Here is a 21,164-nt window from a genome sequence, read left to right as displayed (position 1 = left end):
TAAATTACGTTAAGTTCTTAAATGCCTTCTCATGTATGGGAAATCGACTAAGATGGTTGGAGAATAAAAGCGAAATTACAGTGAATATAGAAGTTTTACGAAAGAAGAAGGTAACCTTTTTCACCTTATTAGACGTTGAATAGCTTGAATTTGTTACAAGTTTTTGTAATATTTGTCATATTTATATTATACATTCTTTATAAAGAACAAATCAACTGAAAAATCTGCAATCAGAGTAAATTCGATTGCAGATTTTTACTAGTAACTTTCCCCACAAAAACCGTCCTACTGTTCCATTTGTTTTGATTTTTGAGTGCAGCTTTCCATGGCTGCGATTACGCTTGCACGGAAGCCTTGTTTTTCAAGAGTTGCGACTGCTTGGATGGTTGAGCCCCCTGGGGTACATACATCATCTTTTAATTTGCCGGGATGTTTATCGGTTTCTAGGACCATTTTTGCCGCACCCAGTAGAGCTTGGGCAGCCAGCTTGTACGCTTGTTTTCTTGGAATTCCTTGCATAACAGCACCATCGGCTAATGCTTCAATAAATAAATACGCATAAGCCGGTGACGAACCACTCACCGCTGGAATTGCATCCATATGTTTTTCTTCCATAACTTCAGCTTTTCCAAACCCTTCAAACACTCGGATAATTTCAGATAAATCTTTAGTTGTTACATGAGAATTCACACATAGTGCACTCATTCCTTCACCAACTAAAGAAGGTGTATTTGGCATGGAGCGAACAGCCTTCATTGGACGTTCAAACTGTTTTTGTATAAAATCAAGTGTTATGCCAGCTGCGATTGTAATGATGATGGTATCATCCTTAACAACCTCTTTTATTTCATTGATAACATCCTCATACAAATGAGGTTGAACAGCTAAAAACAAATAATCTGCATTTTCCGCTACCTCTTTGTTGTGAAAAGTTGTTCTGATTTCATGTGTTTTTTTCACATATTGAAGCGTGTTCTCTGTTTTTGCACTTGCCATTATTTGTTGTGGAGTTGTGAATTCAGAAGCAATCATCCCCTGGATCATCGCCTGAGCCATTTTTCCACACCCTATAAAACCAACTTTTCTGTTCATATAGAACCTCCTCAATATGCTTATTATAAAGAAATTATCGTAATTAGCGAAATCACAAAGGACTTTACATATTATTCAATGGAACGGACAAACTAATCCAAAAAAGAGGTGAAAACAATGCAACGATTTGAAAGACTCCTTGATACTGTGTTTGGATACACAGGCTGGCATGATCTTACCAACTCATTACCAAATGGGGAACAAGAGTTGGGATATTTATATGAAGACGATGATGACGATCCTATCACCTGATGAGTAAGGGGGCTACCTACTAAAGGAAGCCCCTACTTTTATGTACGTTTATAACAATGACAACTGACTATGTGATCGTTTACCATTCCGGTTGCCTGCATAAAGGCATAGCAAATCGTCGAACCAACGAATTTAAAGCCACGCTTTTTTAAATCTTTACTTAATCGGTCACTAATCTCAGTTGTGGCTGGAACCTCCTCCAAAGTTTCAAAATGATTTTTGATTGGTTTTCCATCCACGAATGACCAAATATATGTATGAAAGCTTCCAAATTCCTCTACAACCCGAAGAAATGCTTTTGCATTCGTAACAACTGCATTGACTTTTAGCCGATTTCGAACAATGCCTTCATCCGATAACAGTTCCTCAATTTTCTTCTCATCATAAGTAATGATTTTTGCTGGTTCAAAATGGTCAAAGGCCTTGCGGTAATTTTCTCGTTTTTTCAAAATGGTATACCAGCTAAGGCCAGCCTGCGCCCCCTCTAAATTCAAATATTCAAAGAGCAATCGGTCATCATAAACAGGGACACCCCACTCCTGATCATGGTAGTTTATATAAAGAGGATCCTCATTCACCCAGCCGCATCTTTTCAAAATTCTCCCACCTCTCTCAAACTAGATATGAAAAGTATATCAAATGGCGGGGAATAAAGGAGCCTCCATTTTTCGTTATTCTTTAATTCCCGCAAGCCACTCCTGGTAGCAATCTTTACATAAAGTTTCTTCGTGCTCTCCTTCAATATTTACAAATGCAACATAGTGAAATCGCTCATTCTCAAAAGCATCTTGACAATAAAAGCAATTTGTCGTCATCTTTTTTACCTCCGTAAGAATAATATTTTTCTTATTTTTATCTATCTGTACGAAGTTTTTTCACGTTAATAATATCCAAATGCAAAATGCGAAACGCCTTGCAAAACAGCAGGACAAAAATAAAAGCCAGCATATGCTGACTCTCATTTACTCTTCTTTATATTTTTCTTCATCAATTCCATCAAAGAAAAAGCTTCTTGGCCCCATTGAAAAAAGCAGGAGTTCGTGCATCGCACGTGTACAGGCTGTATAAAAAAGCTTACGCTCATATTCTCTTCCATACACCTCATTTGAGGCATTATAAATAATAACTCCATCAAACTCGATTCCTTTTGCTAAATAGGTTGGCAAAATGAGAACACCTTTGTCAAATTGATACGTCTCCTGATTCATTAATCGAACCTGCATTTTATTTTTCAAAGCATCAAAAGCTTCCTTGCTTTCCGCTTCAGTTTTGCAAATCACTGCAATGGTTTCATGTCCCATTTCTTGAAGATCCTTTACTTTAGTTAGGACTTCCTTGTGAAGTTCTTCTTTCGTCGTCACTTCTTTAAATAAAGGAAGTGACCCGGAACGGTTAAAGGCTTCAATATCAGTACCACCAGCCACAATCCCTTTTGAAAACTCAACAATCTCCCTTGTAGACCGATAGCTTTTCTTCAATTGAATGACTTCTGTTTTTTCTTCGTCATAGAGCTCTGGGGAAAGCATTGTGGGTGCATTCATGGAATGTGCATAAATGGCCTGGTTGTAGTCCCCAAGTATCGTCATGCGGCAATTCGGAAACAATTGCTTTACATATTCAAATTGAAATGGTGAATAGTCTTGAGCCTCATCAATGAACAATTGCCGAATCCTTGTATTTGATTTTTTACCTTCAATTAAGTCCTGTAAATATAAAAAGGGAGTAGCATCCTCATAATCCAAATGATGTTGTTCTAATTTTTCAATTGTATACGAACAAATTTCGCTCCATTTCTCCGTTATGTTTTGTTCTTTCGTGTGTAAAAATAATTGTTTATAAATTCCTCTTCGATCTAGATATTCAAGCTTTTTAATAGTCGCTTTTATTGGTTTAAAATGCTTCCTAACAATTTCCTTTGCAATTAATTTTTCCTCACGTTCATAATCATCGAATGTATCTTCAGAGAACTCCTGCTTTTTCTGCAATTGTTTAAAGATTTCAAGGTGATCTTCCTTATCCATCAACTCAGCTTCCTGAAGAACCCAATCTTTTTTCCGTTCTTTTCGCTCGAATTGGACGACTTCCTTCATCAACCACTCTGTGACTTTTGTAAGTCGATTCGGAATCGAAATCGTTGGATCCAATGAGTAAAAATACTCTGCAATCGATTCCTTTGAAAGGATCACTTTCTTTTTAAAGATAATGTCTTTAAAAAGGATCCCTTGTTCTCCAAGCCTTTTTACATACGAATCAATGAGTGTCTTAAATCCTAGGTTAGCCTTGAAGTAAATCGCTTTTAGTCTTATATCATAATCGGGTTGATTCATCTTTGTTAACAAGTATTCCATTTGTGAAAATGGATCCTCTACTTCGAAAAGACTACCTAACCGATGCTCGACATATTCCTGAAAGGTTGATTGCTGCATGTTTTCTTCCCCAAGCTCAGGAAGTACGGTAGCAACATAGCTGTTGAAAAGAGGATTCGGTGAAAATAGCATGATATTATTTGAGCTAAGATGTTCACGATAGCGATATAGTAAATACGCGACTCGCTGCAAAGCGGCAGATGTTTTACCTGAACCCGCAACCCCCTGTACAATTAAATAACGACTTTTTTCATTTCGGATGATTTTATTTTGTTCACGTTGAATCGTTGCCACAATGCTCTTCATTTGTGTGTTCGCATTGTTGCCAAGTACCTCCTGAAGCATTTCATCCCCAATTGTAACTCCGGTATCAAACATGCTTTTTAACTTGCTATTTTTTATGATGAATTGTCGTTTTAATGTCATTTCCCCTTCAATTGTTTCAAAATGGGTATCATACTTAGCCGGACCCGGATAATAGTCATAGTACATACTCGAAATGGGGGCTCTCCAGTCAAAGATTAAAAAATCATCTTCATTTTCATCTAATAATGATGCTATTCCAATATAAACTTTTTCTGCATTGGTCTCTCCATTTTCGGCAAAATCAAATCGACCAAAATATGGTGATTCCTTTAGTCTTTCAAGAATTTTAATTTGTTTATAAATTTGGCGATGATTTCTTTCGCGTTCACCTAATAGCTCGGACTGCTGTTTAATACTTTGAAATGTTTCAATGACATCATCAGGTTCATCAAGATTGACCGTTACATCTTCCCAAAACGTTTTTCGAAGGTCAACAATTTCACTTTTAAAGTTTCCCACCTTGGATTCGATGGCTGCTTTCTTACTTTCAATGACCTTCAATACATCTTCTAGTCTGTCTTGTTCCTGAATCAAATCTACATTTTGCTTCTCCATGAACACCACTCCTCGTAAAAGTGAACTTCTGTCTGCACCCTAAAATGAAAAGTTGACAATCAAAAAAGTTTGTTATATAATTATAATAGAGTATATTAAACGTGTTTATTTATAAAGTCCAAAAAAAGACAGAACAATGACATCTTACCATGTCGTTCTGTCTTTTTCAATGTTTTTTAGCTATTTTCCACCATATAATCCAAAGTTCTTTTAATTCCTTCTTCATAAGGTGTTGCAGGTAAAGGACCGATTTCCTGCTCATATTTTGATCCATCCAATACCACCGGATCTTCTGTTAAATACAGCATTTCCACAACCTCTCTCATTTGTTTATCAAACATACCTAACAAACGAATCATACCTTTTGTTACAGTTGAAACAGACTTTTGATAATTGAGATGATTACGCGCAATATTTATGATTTTCTCTCCCGAAATCACTCCCGCTGCCGGAATATTCCAGCTTTGTCCATATGCCTTTTCATGAATCGCAAGCTCGACAATCGCTTTTGCCCCATCTGGGGTGTAAATATATTCCCTGGCATTTTGCTGATTTCCTACGAACATGGCCTTTTTGTTTTGTACCACCTTCTCAAATGTATAGGTCAGCATCGCATTAGCTGCGTTCGGTCCATAAAAGTCAGGAAAATGTGCAATTAGAACAGGGATATTTGCCTGGTTGGCTATATTTCCAAGCTCAACCCGAACTTTTCCCTTCTTCGTATGTGGATTTTTTGGATACACTTCATTCACTTTACCTCCATTTCCCCGCCCATAGGCGTAAATATTGTCAACAATTGCAAGCTTACAGTTTGCGGATTCTGCCGCTTGCACGACATTTCTCATTAAAGTTGGCTGTTTTTCATACCATTCATAATAAGGGATATTGACCGCATGAAAGATAACGTCAATTCCTCTAGCCGCATTTAATAAATCGGTTTTATTAAATACATCTCCCGCGACAATTTTAACGGTTTCCTTGTTGTTAAAAAGCTTTACTAATTTTTCTTTGTTTCTTGCAAACGCAACGACTTCCATCCCTCTTTCTACTAACTCTTCAACTATTGCATACCCCATTCCACCTGATGCACCTAATACTAAAGCCTTTTTCATCGTATCATCTCCCCATTAAAATTTTATTAACCAACGGTCAATAATATACAAAAAATAATGCCATCACTTAGGGAAAGCGTCTTACACTTCCCCATCTAAGATTGGCTTTAAAATATATTCAACATGTGATTGAGCCAAATTTTTTACATCGTCATAGGTTTGATTGCTTCTGCAATAATGTGTAACAAAACCATGGATCGATAAGAAAAGTGTCCAGATATCCTGAATACTCGCTCGTTGGTTGCTTAAACTCGATATTGCATGTGCAAACATCCCATAGCTTTCAAGTGGCTCTTGCTGTACACAGCTCTTAATTTCTTCATCATTGATTAAAAACATTAGCTCATAATGGCTTTTATGGGTTAACCCAAATTCAATATACCCCAATAAAATTTTTTTTAGTTTCTCATCTTGTGAGAGGTCCTGATTGATAATTTCATGTAACACACCGTTTAACATTTCAAAATCCTGAACAACCATTGCATAAAATAAATCAGCCTTGTTTTTAAAATGATAATAGATGGCGCCATGGCTATAGTTTAATTCCTTTGCAATCTGGCGCATGGAAACATGTTGATACCCTTTCTGTACAAAAAGTTCATGGGCAACATCCATTATTTTTTCACGTGATAATTCTTCTTGAACCTGTTTTCTTGGTGACATTACTTTTATAACTCCTTTATTAACCACTGTTCAATAATTAGTTTATTCCAGATTAAACCAGAAGTCAATTGAAATCATGCACATTTTTTGAATAATCTTTATACAATATAAAAGCGGACCCTTATATGAGTCCGCCAGCAAAATTATTCAGCTTTACTTAGTACTTGTTGTTCCTGTTGCTCTTCTGCAGCACTTGCAGCTTTTTTCTGTTTCATATAACCAATTGCGACAACCGCAGCCACCACAAGGATCTCAAAGCCATACTTCACAAAGCCATTACTAAATACTGAGCCTAAGAATGGTTCTGCAACAATCATCTTTGAAGCAGTCCATGCTAAAATCGCTGCACCAAGTGTAATGATAATTGGGAAACGATCAATTAACTTAATAAATAATGTACTACCCCAAATCATAATAGGAACTGAAATAATAAGTCCTAATACAACTAGTAAGAAGTTGCCTTGCGCAGCTCCAGCAACCGCTAAAACATTATCAAGACCCATTAGTGCATCTGCAATAATAATGGTTCGAATGGCTGCCCAGAAGCTTCCAACTGCTTTAATTTCATGGCCTTTATCGTCTGTTAACAGATTATAGGCAATCCATACGAGAAGGATTCCTCCGACAAGACGTAAACCTGGGATTTCAAGAAGCCATACAACTGCTAAGGTTGCTGCAATCCTAATCGCGATTGCCCCTACAGTTCCCCAAATAATTGCCTTTTTCTGTTGTTCTTTTGGTAAATTTCGTGCAGCTAAACCAATAACAATGGCATTATCTCCTGCTAATACCAAATCAATTCCAATAATAACTAAAAGTGCGGTTAAAAACTCTACGCTTAAAATTTCCATCAAAGAGCTCCCTTCTATTTCTTTTATTCTATAAAATTAGGAAAAACAATGATGCCTTTCACTAGAATAAACTATTTCAATGCGGCTAAACGCTTTTCATCTAGACGCTTTTCAATCTTTTCAAGTTCTTCTTTATCTTGTAAAATCTCTTCTCTATTCTTTTTGATTAGATCCTCAATTGAGACTGTTTCTACCTTTCTCTTAAGCATACCTTTCACCTCTCATTCTTCCCATAAAACAAAATGACCTTTACCGTGGTGGTAAAGGCCATAAATAAAGACCTCTACCGTAATCTTGGTAAAGGTCTTGCTAACAACGTGTAAGTTGCCAACAAAGCCGAGAGTGGTTCACACTCTGAAATGACGACTTTGCTGTAAAAGCTACTCCCCTTTAGGAGAACAATATTTGTAATTTTTATTATACTAACAATTTTACATAGGGTTTATGAAATTGTCAATATTTTTTTAAATAATATTTTTTCCGTAGAAAATTTCATCCATTTCGGTAATCAATTTTTCTGCAATAATCATTTCCTCTTCGGATGTAAGTTTTTCTTTTGTATTGCTAAAAAACAAGTAATGCTCTAGGTCGAATTCCTTCAGTTTGCATTTCGTGTGAAAAATATTTTCCTGATATACATTCACATCAATCATGTGATACATTTCTTGAATCTCTTCAGGAATATAATTTTGAATCGAATTAATCTCATGGTCAATAAACAGTTTATGCCCCGTTACATCTCTTGTGAATCCACGTACACGATAATCAATGGTCATCACATCGGTCTCGAACGATTGGATCAAGTAATTCAACGCTTTTAGAGGAGATATTTCCCCGCATGTTGACACATCAATATCTGCCCGAAATGTGCTAATCCCATCATCCGGGTGGGATTCTGGATAGGTATGAACGGTGATATGACTTTTATCCATTTGTGCAACTACTGACCCTGGAATCGGTCCAGGGGACTCTTCAAACGCTTCATCGGGGGACTCATCAACCGGCCCCTCTGACACTAAAATGGTAACACTTGCCCCTTGCGGAACATAATCTTGCTTCGCGACATTTAAAATATTTGCCCCAATAATATCCGCAACATTGGTTAATATTTCGGTTAACCGATCGGCATTATATACATCATCAATATATTCAATATAAGCATCCCGCTCTTCCTGAGACCTTGTATAACAGATATCGTACATGTTAAAACTTAGCGATTTCGTTAAGTTATTAAAACCATGTAATTGTGTTATCTGATTTGGAGTCATCTCCATATGTTTCATTTAATTGTCCCCTTTTTCTATATTTTTTCCATATTTTTATGTTGGTTGAATCGCGGGATTCTATTCATTTTATATTTTTTAATAATGGTCAAAAAAAAATCCGGCTAAAAAGCCGGACACTGTAAATGATATGATCATTTAAAAGGGGGGTATGAAAAAGCTTATCTTTTCCATGTCTTTATACTACCCATAAAATATGAACAAACTATGAATAAAGAATTAAGTTTCTATTAATAATTGCTTTTCTCATAACACATATAATCATTTGCTTAGATTCTACCAAAATGGCAAAATTGGCATATTTAATAGCAATTTATATACATTTATGATTATCCCTACTATGGTACACTCTGTTTTGTAGACATCATAGACTGAACATTCAGATAGTTCTTTAGTCCTTGAAGGGAGGTCCAGATTTTACTCGTTTCAGTAGCTTAATTAAATATAGAAAGGAGTTCAATGAATGAGTATTTTGAAGCGTTTTGGTTCTCTTACATTGGTGATCATGCTAACATTCACAAGTTTTTTTACCACTGCATCCATTTCTCAAGTTCATGCCGGTAAAAATGATGCATCGACCTTTCTTTTTGAAGCAGATTTTAATGATGAAATTACAGGGGAGCATCCATCAGAATTTAATGTTTCAGAAGGCGGTGGAACCATCCTAGTTACAGACGTTCCCGATGCTGCTAACAAGAGTGTGTTTTTAAATGATACAAGTGAAACCTTAGATGTTAATTTAAACAAATCCTTTGAAGACCTTGTTGGTGTCGTCACGGTTCAGATGAAATTTATGCAACCGAAGTATACAAGCTCTACTAAAGTAATGAGGTTAAAAGGAGACGGAACTCCCGTTATTATTGAAACTAAAGACAATAGCCTTACATATCGTACGGGTAGCAACTTTGATCCAATCGTTACACTTGAAGAAAATGTATGGTATGACATCAAGGTTGAAGTTGATTTGAACAATCAAACAGCAAATGTTTTTATTGACGGAGAGTTGAAATTGGAAAATGCTCCTTTAAATCAACAAACGACAAAAGTGAAGTATTTTGAAACATTCACACCTGGAAGTAAAGCGCTTGGCCATTATGTTGATGATATTAAAATCTCAGGTTCTTTACCAGAGGTTGAACCAGAAGAACCAGGTGAACCGACACCTCCGACTGAACCTAATACAGATCAAATTTACGAAGCAGAAGACGGAAAGTTAACCAATGCAATCATCGACAATAAACATCCTGGATTTACAGGTACAGGATTTGTAGATATGGTACCGAATGCGCCAGGTGGAGCTATTGAATGGAAAATAGATGTTCCTATAGATGGAGAGTATACGTTAGATTTTCGTTTTGCTCATGGAGCGACTGATGACCGCCCCTCAGAAATAAAAGTGAATGGAAAAATTGTCGAGCCAAAGCTTGCCTTTAACCCTACAGGTGGTTGGGCGAATTGGATGTACACTTCAACTAAAGCTACATTAACTGCTGGAGAGAATAATATTGTTGCTACAGGAGTCGGGGATAGTGGTGGAGCGAATATTGACCATTTGCGAATCCATAATAAAGATACAGAATCTGATGAAGTTCCAATCGAAATTGAGGATTCAAAAATAACCGATTTTGTCAGCGGACTGTATATAAAAAAATTAAATGAAATGGGAATCATCGTTGACAATCAGCCTACTGATTCCGATTCTATTACTAGACTTGATTTCATGGCTTTAATTAATAGTAGACTAGGCCTTGTAAAAGAAGAGCAATTTAAGGGTTTAGGTTCTGAGTCAAAAGTATGGGAAGTCTCTCTTAATAAGTGGTATTCATATGTTTTAACCGCTGCTAAGCAAGCCGGATATATGGATAATCTAGTAAAAAACGGTAAGATTCATCCTGAAAAAACACTTAAGAAAAAAGAGGCTGTCCAAATTATTGAAAAACTACTAGGATCCTCTACATTAGCAACTAATAATAAGGACCTTACATGGGGAGAAGCTCGGACATTAATCGATTCCCTCCCTTCTAAAGAGCAAAGCAAGACCGTTCAAATCGCAAATGTTCACGCTATTTCAAGTAACCTAATTACGATTACGTTGAATAGTACATTCGAGGATTTTGATTATTCGGATATACGTGTCGTTTACCCTACAGGTAATTGGTCGACGCTAAGTCCCAATTTTAAAAATCTTAAAATTGATAAAGGTGCAAAAGGAACAAATAAATTTGGACAAACCGTTCTTATTTTGAATAGCTTAGATGAGTTGGACCAAAACGGTCAGTATATTGTGGAGCCTGAAAAGGTTGTGTTTAAAGGTGATCTAAATGATGCCATTCGAAAAGCGGACAATCTAATAACCTGGCAAATGGATCATGGCGGTTGGACCAAAAACTGGTCCTACATCTACGAACGTCCTTGGAATGGAACAGAACCCCGCTCAGAATGGATTGCAAATGGTGTTGAATTAGGAACGATCGACAATGATGCAACCATCAAGGAAATTCTGTTTTTAGCTGGGGTATATCGTGAAACGGGTGACCAAAGGTATAAAGAAAGCATTGAAAAAGGCTTTGAGTTCTTGTTTAAATTACAGTATGATTCAGGCGGCTTTGCTCAAGTATATCCTAGACGTGGCAACTATTCTGACTATGTGACATTTAACGATGAAGCGATGATTAATGTGCTAGAAATGATGGATGATGCTATAGAAAAAAGATATCCATTTGATTCAGATCTAATAGATGATTCGTATCTTAACCAAATCAAACAATCCATTGAGAGTGGTATTGATTACATCTTAAAAGCACAAATAAAAGTAGATGGTAAGCTGACGGCTTGGTGTGCTCAGCACGATCCTTACACGTTAGAACCACGTGAAGCTCGTGCCTACGAACATCCTTCTATTTCTGGATCGGAATCTATTGGAATCATACGATTTCTAATGTCTCGTCCACAAACAGAGGAAATCAAAAATTCTGTTCGAGCTGCTTTAGAATGGGTAGATGCTGTCAAACTAGAAAATACCCGTTATGTAAGTGGTGATCCGAATAATGTTTATTTTGTGGAAGATCCAAATTCTACAGCATGGTACAGATTTTATGAACTAGGTACAAACAAAGGAATTTTCTCAGGGCGTGATGGAGTCATTAAATACAACATCATGGAAATTGAAGAAGAACGACGAAATGGCTATTCGTGGGGCGGACACTGGGGTACAAAGTTATTAAGTACCGCTGAAACAACGGGTTATTTTACAAACAATGTATATGTACAGGTAGTTGGTTCAATCTCGAAAGATAGTCATGGTCGAACATTAGTAGAAAGTGATATTGAAATCGTGGAAAGCTTGAATGAACAAATAAACCAAATCCAAAATAAAATAGTTGTTGCTAAAGATGGAACTGGTGACTATGAAACCGTGCAATCAGCAATTGATGCTGTTCCGGCAAACAACGAAACTCCTGTCACTGTCTTTATTAAAAATGGAGTTTACAAAGAAGTTGTTACTGTTCCAAATAATAAGCCATTTATAACAATGATTGGTGAAGATCCAGAAAAAACCATTATTACGTATGATAACTATGCGGGAAAAGATAATGGTGTTGGGGGTACACTTGGTACAAGCGGAAGTGCAAGTGTGTACTTGCGCGCAAATGATGTTAGTGTAGCGAATATTACATTTGAAAACTCATTTGATGAAAGCTCTACTAATGTCAGCGGAAAACAAGCAGTTGCCGTCTATGCAGCCGGTGACCGTCAATATTTTAACAATATAAGGTTTATAGGGAATCAGGATACGTTATATGTTCACTCTGGTAGCCAGTACTATTCTCATGTATATGTTGAGGGTGACGTCGACTTCATCTTTGGTGCCGCAAGTGCTGTTTTTGAAGATTCAGTGATTCACTCACTTGACCGAGGATCAAACTCAAATAATGGATATATTACTGCAGCGAGCACCTTAATCACTAAGCCTTATGGGATCTTAATTAAGGATAGTAAGCTAACAAGCGACGCTCCTCTTGGGACTGTTTATTTAGGCAGACCTTGGCCTGCTGGAGGTAATCCAAATGCAATTGGAAGTGTTGTATTTATGAATAGTGAACTCGGCGACCATATTAAAACAGAAGGCTGGACTTCCATGAGCGGATTAAATCCTGAAGATGCCCGTTTGTTTGAATATAAAAACTACGGACCTGGTGCTGTAATCAATGATTACAGAAGGCAACTTACTGATGAAGAAGCTGCTAACTGGACCGTGCAAAACGTTCTTAATGGATGGGACCCAACAAAAGTAGAAATATGTGACAAACCAGGTAACGGCCCAAAAACAAAGGAAGGTCAACAACCAGGGATTTACCCGGTGCCAGGATATTGTAAAAAATAGACTAAAAGAGCATATATGTTTTCTAGACTTATATTTTCATAGAAAAAGAGAGGGGTCCCCTCTCTTTTTTTCACGCATACATCTTATCTTCCTGATCTTTTTTAAAGAAGCTCTTCATCGCATGGAAGACGTCTGCTTTTTGTTTTAAAATATAATACTTAAATCGCTCATCCTCAATGTTTTTATAAGCGGACATGAGGGTTGAATGACGGTTATACTGATTAACTTCGCCGTAACCGAACATATTGGAAACCTTCATTAACTCACTAACTAATTTCACACATCGTGCATTATCTGATGTTAAATTATCTCCATCTGAGAAATGGAATGGGTAAATATTATAGCGTGCAGCAGGATATTTATCATCGATGATTTCTAAAGCCTTTCGGTAAACTGACGAACAAATCGTACCTCCGCTTTCTCCTTTTGAGAAGAAGTCTTCTTCAGACACAACCTTTGCTTCCGTATGATGGGCAATAAATTCAATTTCGACCGTTTCATACTTTGTACGCAAGAATCGCGTCATCCAGAAGAAGAAGCTTCTTGCCATATACTTCTCCCAAATTCCCATACTTCCGCTTGTATCCATCATGGCAAGCACTACAGCCTTTGAATCAGGTTTTACAACCTCATTCCACGTTTTAAATTTTAAATCCTCGCGATAAATTGGATGGAAGCTCGGCTTCCCAGCCATCGCATTTCGTTTGTAGGCGGACATCATCGTCCGTTTCTTATCAATATTCCCCATTAAACCAGTCCGACGGATATCATTAAATTCAATATTCTCCACAATGTTTTGGTCCTGTTCTTTCCGTTTCAGATTCGGCAGCTCTAACTCCTTAAACAAAGCTTCCTCAAGCTCCATGAGTGAAACTTCAGCTTCATAATAGTCTTCACCCGCTTGGTCGCCAGCACCTTGCCCTTTTCCAGGTCCTGCTTTTCCACCGCTTTGTCCTGAGCCATCTCTTGCTATGACGTCACCGACCTGGCTTTCTCCATCCCCTTGGCCAACATGTTTATTTTTATCATAGTTGTAACGGATTTTATATTCGTCTAATGAGCGAATCGGAATTTTAACGACATCTTTTCCATTTGACATAATGATACTTTCTTCCGTTATCAAATCAGGTAAATTATTCTTAATTGCGTCCTGTACCTTTTCTTGGTGCCTTGTTTGATCATCATGGCCTTTGCGATGGAGGGACCAATCTTCTTGGGAAATGACAAAATTCTTTGAATTACCTTTCGACATAAACTTTCCCCTCCTAATTTTTATTTTTTTTTGCTAACCATTCACATTTTTACAATGACCTTCATACATTATCTTGACGGTTTGCGAAAGAATTTCATTAAACAAAATAAACTGTATAGATAACACCTGTTAAAATGAAAAAAAGACTAACTGCTATCTACTTTGAAGCAATAGTAGATTACTCTATACTATGCAAAAATATCGTATTATTGACAAAAGATTTCGTAAATTAGGCACTAACTCTTAAAAATAGACAAGTTCTACCCATTTACTCCATAAATTGAGTTCATGGCTTCTCAAAAAATGGACATGCTTCACTTAATTAAAGTCAATATTGAAAAACAAGGGATTAGACCATCTACTGGCCTAACCCCTATAACTTTATTCAGCATTCATCACCTAGTTTTAAGTGGGAAACAAATGCTGCAAACTATACAATTCAGTGAAGGGCCTAACCCGACTGAATAAAGTTAAAGCCTCCGGCGAATGCCACAGATTTTCAAAGGAAATTTTTCGAGCTTAAGCTCAAAGACTAAGAGCGCCACATCCTGTGGCAACGTCTTTGTGACCCACATCGTGTGGGCCTAAAAAATCTGGGCAGCAAATACGCCAAGGCGTATTTGATCACTTATCTATTCAATAAACTTCCTACATAGCGGAGCAGTTCATTGGCTGAAGTAGAATTATAACCGTGTTCATCAATTAGTCTTGCGACCACCTCGTTTACCTTCTTCAATTGCTGCTCATCTGGTGTTTTGGTGGAAGTTGTGATCTTCACAACGTCTTTCAGGTCAGCAAATAATTTCTTTTGGATGGCCTCACGAAGACGTTCATGCGAGTTGTAATCAAATCTTCTTCCTTTTCGGGCGTATGCGGAGATCCGAATGAGAATTTCCTCTCTAAATGCTTTCTTCGCATTTTCGGAGATTCCGATTTGCTCCTCAATCGAGCGCATAAGCTTTTCATCAGGATTCATTTCCTCACCTGTTAATGGATCACGAAGCTTATTTTTATTACAGTATGCTTCAACATTATCGAGATAATTATCCATTAAAGTCTTCGCTGACTCTTCATATGAATAAACAAATGCCTTTTGAACTTCTTTCTTCGCGATTTCATCATACTCACGTCTAGCAATCGAGATGAAGTTCAAATACCTTTCGCGGTCTTCATTCGAAATTGACGGATGATGCTCGAGCCCATCCTTTAAAGAACGTAATACATCTAACGCATTTATCGATGGATTTTCCTTTCGAATGATGGTGGAGGAAATCCGGTTAATGACATAACGCGGGTCAATTCCACTCATCCCCTCATCTTGATATTCCTTTCGAAGTTCCTCCACATCGATTGCATTAAAGCCTTCTACACTTTCCCCATCATAAAGTCTCATCTTTTTAATAATATCGACATCGGCCTTTTTAGGAGCTTTTAGCCTTGTTAAAATCGTAAACATTGCCGCTACTCTAAACGTATGTGGTGCTATATGAACATCGCGGACATCACTTTCTTTAATCATCTTCGCATAAATTCGCTCTTCTTCAGAAACGCGCAGATTATATGGAACAGGCATCACGATAATACGTGAATGTAACGCTTCATTTTTCTTATTCGCAATAAAGGAACGATACTCTGTTTCGTTTGTGTGAGCAACAATCAGCTCATCTGCTGAAATTAATGCAAATCTACCTGCTTTAAAATTACCCTCTTGCGTTAAAGATAGTAAATGCCAGAGGAATTTTTCATCACATTTTAACATCTCCTGGAATTCCATCATTCCTCGGTTTGCTTTATTTAATTCTCCATCGAACCGGTAGGCACGTGGGTCAGATTCTGAACCAAACTCGGCAATCGTTGAAAAGTCGATGCTTCCTGTTAAATCAGCAATGTCCTGAGATTTTGGATCTGAAGGACTAAAGGTTCCAATTCCGACACGCTTATCCTCGGAGAAGAAAATTCGCTCAACCCTTACATCTTCAATTCTGCCTCCATATTCTTCCTGCAACCTCATCATATTTAGCGGAGACAAATTACCTTCGATACGAACCCCATACTCCTCAAAAAAGTCATCTCTTAAATGATGTGGAATAAGGTGTAATGGGTCTTCATGCATCGGACACCCTTTAATCGCATAAACTGCGCCTCCTTCTGTATGTGAATACGTTTCTAATCCTCTTTTTAACATCGATACAAGTGTTGATTTACCACCACTAACAGGACCCATTAATAATAAAATACGCTTTCGTACATCAAGTCGTTTTGCAGCTGGATGAAAATATTCTTCTACTAAGCGCTCAAGTGCCTCCTCAAGACCAAACAATTGGTGGTCAAAAAACTTATACGTACGCTTTCCTTCTACTTCTTCAACACCAGCATCTTTGATCATATTATATACTCTTGAATGAGCAGACTGAGCAACCCATGGCTTTTCCTTTAGGATTTCTAAATATTCAGCGAAGGTTCCTTCCCACTTCAAACGCTGTTCCTCTTCACGAAACTGTTCTATCTTTTTTAAGATATCCATTAATTAGGGGCCTCCTCCATCTTTGATGTCATTTGCACGGTTTAATAAAATGTATGCGAGGATGTCCTTTAACATGCTTTAATCTTACAAATTTCAACATGTCCAATTCTGAATTGTTAAAAAATAACCCGTGTTTTTCTTGTTGGACAAAATGAAAAATCGTTTTACAAAAATAGGGGAATACCATGTTAAAGGGTTACCTTGTAGTGTATGTGCCTAATATTGAAAAGGTTCGAAAATGTTTACAATTTGTCCATAGATAACATTCACACAAAATAAAAATTGGGTTATAATACACGTAGATGTGTTTTTTAGGATACTTAATCGTTTACTTCATACATAAAGGAGGAACAACACATGAAATTACTTCTAATCATAGGGGTTACAATTGCATTCTTGACAGCCATTTTTACATCTGCATATGAGGATAAGCCAAGTGTAAACAAAAAATAAGAACGAAAAAATGACCTTTACCACCGGTAGAGGTCATTTTTATTTACGAAAGTCCTGGGTAATTTTGTTGTCTTAACACTTCATATACAAGGACTGCTGCTGTATTTGATAGGTTTAGGGAACGAACTTTTTCTGTCATTGGAAGACGTAAAGCCCGGTCCATATTCTTTTCGATTAGCTCTTGAGGTAGTCCGGTTGTCTCTCTTCCAAAGATGAAGAAATAGTCTTTTTGTAAATCACTATAATCCATGGATGAGTGCTGTTTTTTCCCGAATTTCGTCATGAAATAAAACTCCCCATCCTTATATTTTTCAGAAAGTTCCTCTAACGAGTCATGAACATGCATTTTTACATATTCCCAATAATCTAATCCCGCACGTTTAAGCATTTTGTTATCAGCTGAAAAGCCAAGTGGCCGAATTAAATGTAAGGTTGTATTTGTTGCTGCACATGTTCGTGCGATATTCCCTGTATTTGCAGGGAGCTCTGGTTGGTATAATACGACATGAAGTCCCACTTTCTTTCACCTCAAACGTTATTATACCAAAAATAGAAACTTAGTTATTGATGATGTGAAAAAACTTGTATTTGATATTAGGTGTATATGCAGTAGAATCGTAATATGACCAATACCTCATCCGGCTGTTTTGCGACTGAGCGTTAACAAGTGGATTGCCTTCAATGTCCTTTGCCACTACGATGGTATTGTGATTAAAGCGACCATCTCCCTCAAAGTCATAGCAAATGATGTCTCCCAGTATAAGCTCCTTAGGAGAAGATACCTCTTTTGCCTGGAGACCTCTTTTTGACCCACTCAAATACCACCTTAAAGAATTAGCTACAGACCAACTATAGCTCCAATTGTTATTTTGCATCCACCAGCCTTTACTGCGATTCGGATAGCCATACATCGGAGCACCGCCGGCATGAAGACATTGTGAAATAAAGTTCGTACAATTGTCTGTGAACTTTTTATATTTAGGATTGTAGTCATTCCACCAACGCTCAGCGTATTGAACGGCAGCAAGCCGGTTGTATGTGAAATTTCTAATTTCATCCTCCGGAACTTCCCGGTCCATTGTTTCATAAAAGGTATCGGTTTCCTTTGGAACTTCTTCATCACTTAATAATTTATTCAAAGTAAAGACGGCCTTTCTTTCTTCGCAATGCTCCTCGATGTACAGGTTTTTATTTTGACGAATTAAATATTGATAATGGACGTGATAATTTAGTTGCACTTTTCCATCCACTTCGTTTTTACTGATGATTTGTCCGTTTGTATGGCATTTGACAATTTCCGCTGAACGTTTTCTGAAAAGTTCTTTTTTCCGCTGAAGGATCTCAAGGTCTTTATCTGGTAATTTCACTGATGTTTCTGCTCGTGTATTACCAACCAGTAATTGTGCTTTTGCCTCCATCACCTTTGCCAAAGCTTCTTTCATAAACCAACACCACCTTCAAGCTGTGATTATTACACCATATGAAGAGAGGGGGGGAAATATTTTATTTGTTATGTAAATGGCTAAGTTATAAGGTAGATTTTTTTGTAAATAGGAATCATTTTGACAGAGTATCGTGTTTTTTGGGGGTTATGTTTGAAGGATGGTTGCATTCGGACATGACTTTGGTTATTTGTGGGATTTTTGTCAGAATCATTACTTCATTTGGACAAGGTCACCGGTTTTTTTGAGACTTGTGTCAGAATCAACGCTTCATTTGGACAATGCCCACATTTTTTTTGGAACTTGTGTCAGAATCAGGCACTCATTTGGACACGGACTCCGGATTTTTCTGAACTTGTGTCAGATTCACTACCTCATTTGGACACACACTTCAGATTTCTCGGGACTTGTGGCAGAATCACTGCTTCATTTGGACATGAACTTCAAATTTCTCGGGACTTGCGTCCAATTCCCGCGTCCCACCAAAACTCGCATCAAAAAAAGGATGCATCTTCGCATCCTTTTTAATGACTTAACATATTTAATCCTTTTTCGATTTCTTCTAAGACCTGCTCGTCCTTTTCTTTTAAGCTCGCTTCTTGTAAAATCTCTACTGCACTTTCGTCGCCTATTTTTCCAAGGGCCCACGCAGCCGTTCCGCGAAGAACTGGCCGAGGATCCTCTTTTAACACTTTCTTCAGCTCAGGAATGGCACTGCTGTCTTTAAAATGGGCTAATGCGACAATCGCATTTCGCTGGATGGGCTTCTTGCCTCTCCAAGAACCAGATAACGGACCAAAGGTCTCTTTAAATTCACGATTGCTAATCGATAAAATTGGTTTTAATAGAGGCTTCACAACCTCTGGATTTGGCTCCATTTCTTCATGGAAATGAAAGTCAATTCCTTTATTCTTCGGACAGGCCGTCTGACAGGAATCACAGCCATAGAGTCTGTTACCAATTTTCGTACGGAATTCATCAGGTAGAAAGTCCTTTGTTTGCGTTAAAAAGCTAACACATCGCTGAGCATTTATTTGTCCGCCCTGCACCAATGCTCCCGTTGGACAAGCATCCAGACATGCACGGCATGAACCACATTGATCCTCAATTGGCGTGTCAGGAGCAAATGGTATATTTGTGATCATTTCCCCTAAATAAACATATGATCCAAATTCAGGTGTAATGATCGCACAGTTTTTTCCGCTCCAGCCAATACCCGCTCTCTCTGCTACTGCCCGATCCGATAATTCACCTGTATCCACCATTGATTGTAGCTTAGCATCGGGCATTTTTTCTAAAATAAAAGTTTCTAGCTTTTGTAGCCGGTCCCGCAAAACATGGTGATAATCCTCTCCCCAAGAAGCACGGGCAAACATTCCTCGGCGTTCATTTCGGGTACTTCTCGGTGCATCCTTGAGCTTTGCAGGGTAAGCCAACGCGATTGCAATAATTGACTTTGCACCAGGTAGAAGCAAGTCTGGATTTGTTCTTTTTTCAATATCCTTTGGCTCAAATCCTGACTGGTAGCCTAACTCCTGTTGCCGCAACAGTCGTGATTTTAACTCATCAAAAGGGGAAGCACTTGCAAAACCAATTTTATCGATTCCTATCGTTTTGCTAAAATCGATTAATTCCTGCTGAAACTGTAAAATATCCAAGTCTCAAAACCTCCTTTCTTCCATTCATAAGCCGTTCCGTTTATCGATTCACTAGGATTTATGGTACACTATTTACAATAATTTTTGGAGGGATAAATGATGGAAATTCGAATTTCGCCATACTTAAAGGAACTTGTCCCCGATTTCAAGGTTGGAATTATTCAATACGATCATATCGAAGTCGGGGATTCTCCACAAATGATTCGAGGCAGATTACAAACCTTTCAGGAGTCGCTCTTTTTTGATTTAGAGGACAAGCCTGTGACAGAGGTTAAAGGGATAGCCGAGTGGAGAGACATTTTTAAAAAGGTTGGAACTGACCCTAATCGCTACCGTCCATCTGTTGAAGCCATCTATCGTCGGGTCCAAAAGCAAAATTTTTTGAATTCGATTCATTCAGCAGCTGACTTAAATAATTTCTTCTCCATTCAATATGAGATCCCAATTGGGATTTATGATGCGGATAACATCAACGGAAATATTGAGATTCGAGTCGGCGAACCAGCAGATGAGTACATGGGGATAAATGGAAGAGTCATCTCGATGAAAAACAAAATTCTATCCAGTGATGGTACAGGAGCGTTTGGTAGCCCTTATGTGGATTCCGAGAGAACGGCTGTCACCGTTGATACGAAAAATGCGATTCAAATTGTATATCTCAAGCCTTCTATGCCAATTGAGAGTTGTGAAAAATTGATTGCGTCACTTGGTGCCATGTTTACACAGGTACACGGTGGGTCAGTACAGTCTTTTATCATTGAATAAAAAGGTTTATAAAAAGGAAAAAACGCAACACCTCGTTTATCTAAGAAACGAAACACTGCGTTATGTATGTATGGAGCGGGTGATGAGAATCGAACTCACGACATCAGCTTGGAAGGCTGAGGTTTTACCATTAAACTACACCCGCA

At 37.8% G+C, this 21,164-nt stretch carries 17 protein-coding genes and 1 tRNA gene; 3 read left to right on the top strand and 15 right to left on the bottom strand.

Going from position 1 to position 21,164, the window contains the following annotated elements:
* Positions 1–285 precede the first annotated feature (285 nt).
* Positions 286–1,092 carry a pyrroline-5-carboxylate reductase gene (proC, locus tag V7138_RS13550; protein ID WP_335398178.1) on the bottom strand — a complete coding sequence of 269 codons (807 nt, stop codon included), beginning with the start codon at positions 1,090–1,092 and terminating at the stop codon, positions 286–288.
* A gap of 117 nt (positions 1,093–1,209) precedes the next feature.
* On the opposite strand from proC, the gene V7138_RS13545 reads away from it, so the two are divergent.
* Positions 1,210–1,344 carry a hypothetical protein gene (locus V7138_RS13545; protein WP_335398177.1) on the top strand — a complete coding sequence of 45 codons (135 nt, stop codon included), beginning with the start codon at positions 1,210–1,212 and terminating at the stop codon, positions 1,342–1,344.
* A gap of 38 nt (positions 1,345–1,382) precedes the next feature.
* Here V7138_RS13545 and V7138_RS13540 read toward each other — a convergent pair whose 3' ends face one another.
* The 8 genes from V7138_RS13540 to speD all read right to left on the bottom strand — a co-directional run bounded on the left by V7138_RS13540 (position 1,383) and on the right by speD (position 8,531).
* Positions 1,383–1,940, bottom strand: coding sequence for a DNA-3-methyladenine glycosylase I (locus V7138_RS13540; RefSeq protein ID WP_335398175.1), 558 nt, complete (start codon positions 1,938–1,940; stop codon positions 1,383–1,385).
* 75 nt (positions 1,941–2,015) lie between these two features.
* Complete coding sequence (locus tag V7138_RS13535; protein ID WP_335398173.1) at positions 2,016–2,159, bottom strand: hypothetical protein; 144 nt, start codon at positions 2,157–2,159, stop codon at positions 2,016–2,018.
* 147 nt (positions 2,160–2,306) lie between these two features.
* Complete coding sequence (gene helD / locus V7138_RS13530) at positions 2,307–4,631, bottom strand: RNA polymerase recycling motor HelD (protein ID WP_335398171.1); 2,325 nt, start codon at positions 4,629–4,631, stop codon at positions 2,307–2,309.
* A 176-nt stretch (positions 4,632–4,807) separates the two neighbouring features.
* Entirely contained in the window at positions 4,808–5,743 is a 936-nt protein-coding gene (locus V7138_RS13525) for an SDR family NAD(P)-dependent oxidoreductase (RefSeq protein WP_335398169.1), read from the bottom strand.
* A gap of 81 nt (positions 5,744–5,824) precedes the next feature.
* On the bottom strand, positions 5,825–6,406 hold the full coding sequence (locus V7138_RS13520; protein ID WP_335398168.1) for a TetR/AcrR family transcriptional regulator: 582 nt from the start codon (positions 6,404–6,406) through the stop codon (positions 5,825–5,827).
* Positions 6,407–6,549: 143 nt separating this feature from the next.
* Entirely contained in the window at positions 6,550–7,257 is a 708-nt protein-coding gene (locus V7138_RS13515) for a TerC family protein (protein ID WP_335398166.1), read from the bottom strand.
* Positions 7,258–7,328: 71 nt separating this feature from the next.
* Positions 7,329–7,466 carry an FbpB family small basic protein gene (locus V7138_RS13510; protein WP_335398165.1) on the bottom strand — a complete coding sequence of 46 codons (138 nt, stop codon included), beginning with the start codon at positions 7,464–7,466 and terminating at the stop codon, positions 7,329–7,331.
* A gap of 255 nt (positions 7,467–7,721) precedes the next feature.
* On the bottom strand, positions 7,722–8,531 hold the full coding sequence (gene speD, locus V7138_RS13505) for an adenosylmethionine decarboxylase (RefSeq protein ID WP_335398506.1): 810 nt from the start codon (positions 8,529–8,531) through the stop codon (positions 7,722–7,724).
* A 472-nt stretch (positions 8,532–9,003) separates the two neighbouring features.
* Here speD and pelA point away from each other — a divergent pair, with 472 nt between their 5' ends.
* Positions 9,004–12,924 (top strand): pectate lyase, encoded by a 3,921-nt coding sequence (gene pelA, locus V7138_RS13500; RefSeq protein ID WP_335398163.1) that lies wholly within the window; start codon positions 9,004–9,006, stop codon positions 12,922–12,924.
* 70 nt (positions 12,925–12,994) lie between these two features.
* Here the strand turns inward: pelA and yhbH are convergent, their stop codons facing one another.
* The 5 genes from yhbH to queG form a co-directional block, all read right to left on the bottom strand.
* A complete protein-coding gene (gene yhbH, locus V7138_RS13495; protein WP_335398161.1) occupies positions 12,995–14,176 on the bottom strand; it encodes a sporulation protein YhbH in 1,182 nt (393 codons plus the stop codon).
* A 628-nt stretch (positions 14,177–14,804) separates the two neighbouring features.
* Positions 14,805–16,700: a PrkA family serine protein kinase gene (locus V7138_RS13490; RefSeq protein WP_335398159.1), complete on the bottom strand. Its 1,896-nt coding sequence runs from the start codon at positions 16,698–16,700 to the stop codon at positions 14,805–14,807.
* Between the two features lie 496 nt (positions 16,701–17,196).
* On the bottom strand, positions 17,197–17,670 hold the full coding sequence (trmL, locus tag V7138_RS13485; RefSeq protein WP_335398157.1) for a tRNA (uridine(34)/cytosine(34)/5-carboxymethylaminomethyluridine(34)-2'-O)-methyltransferase TrmL: 474 nt from the start codon (positions 17,668–17,670) through the stop codon (positions 17,197–17,199).
* A 40-nt stretch (positions 17,671–17,710) separates the two neighbouring features.
* Complete coding sequence (locus V7138_RS13480) at positions 17,711–18,595, bottom strand: amidase domain-containing protein (RefSeq protein WP_335398155.1); 885 nt, start codon at positions 18,593–18,595, stop codon at positions 17,711–17,713.
* 524 nt (positions 18,596–19,119) lie between these two features.
* The gene (gene queG, locus V7138_RS13475) at positions 19,120–20,253 is read right to left on the bottom strand and encodes a tRNA epoxyqueuosine(34) reductase QueG (protein WP_335398153.1); all 1,134 of its coding nucleotides are present in this window, start codon (positions 20,251–20,253) and stop codon (positions 19,120–19,122) included.
* A 99-nt stretch (positions 20,254–20,352) separates the two neighbouring features.
* On the opposite strand from queG, the gene V7138_RS13470 reads away from it, so the two are divergent.
* Positions 20,353–21,018, top strand: coding sequence for a B3/B4 domain-containing protein (locus V7138_RS13470; RefSeq protein WP_335398151.1), 666 nt, complete (start codon positions 20,353–20,355; stop codon positions 21,016–21,018).
* A gap of 71 nt (positions 21,019–21,089) precedes the next feature.
* Here the strand turns inward: V7138_RS13470 and V7138_RS13465 are convergent.
* Positions 21,090–21,163, bottom strand: a tRNA-Gly gene (locus tag V7138_RS13465).
* Position 21,164 lies beyond the last annotated feature (1 nt).

The sequence above is a fragment of the Bacillus sp. JJ1533 genome (assembly GCF_036965045.1).
Taxonomy (GTDB): Bacteria; Bacillota; Bacilli; order Bacillales; family Bacillaceae_L; genus Ferdinandcohnia.
This window is presented reverse-complemented; position numbering and strand designations above follow the sequence as displayed.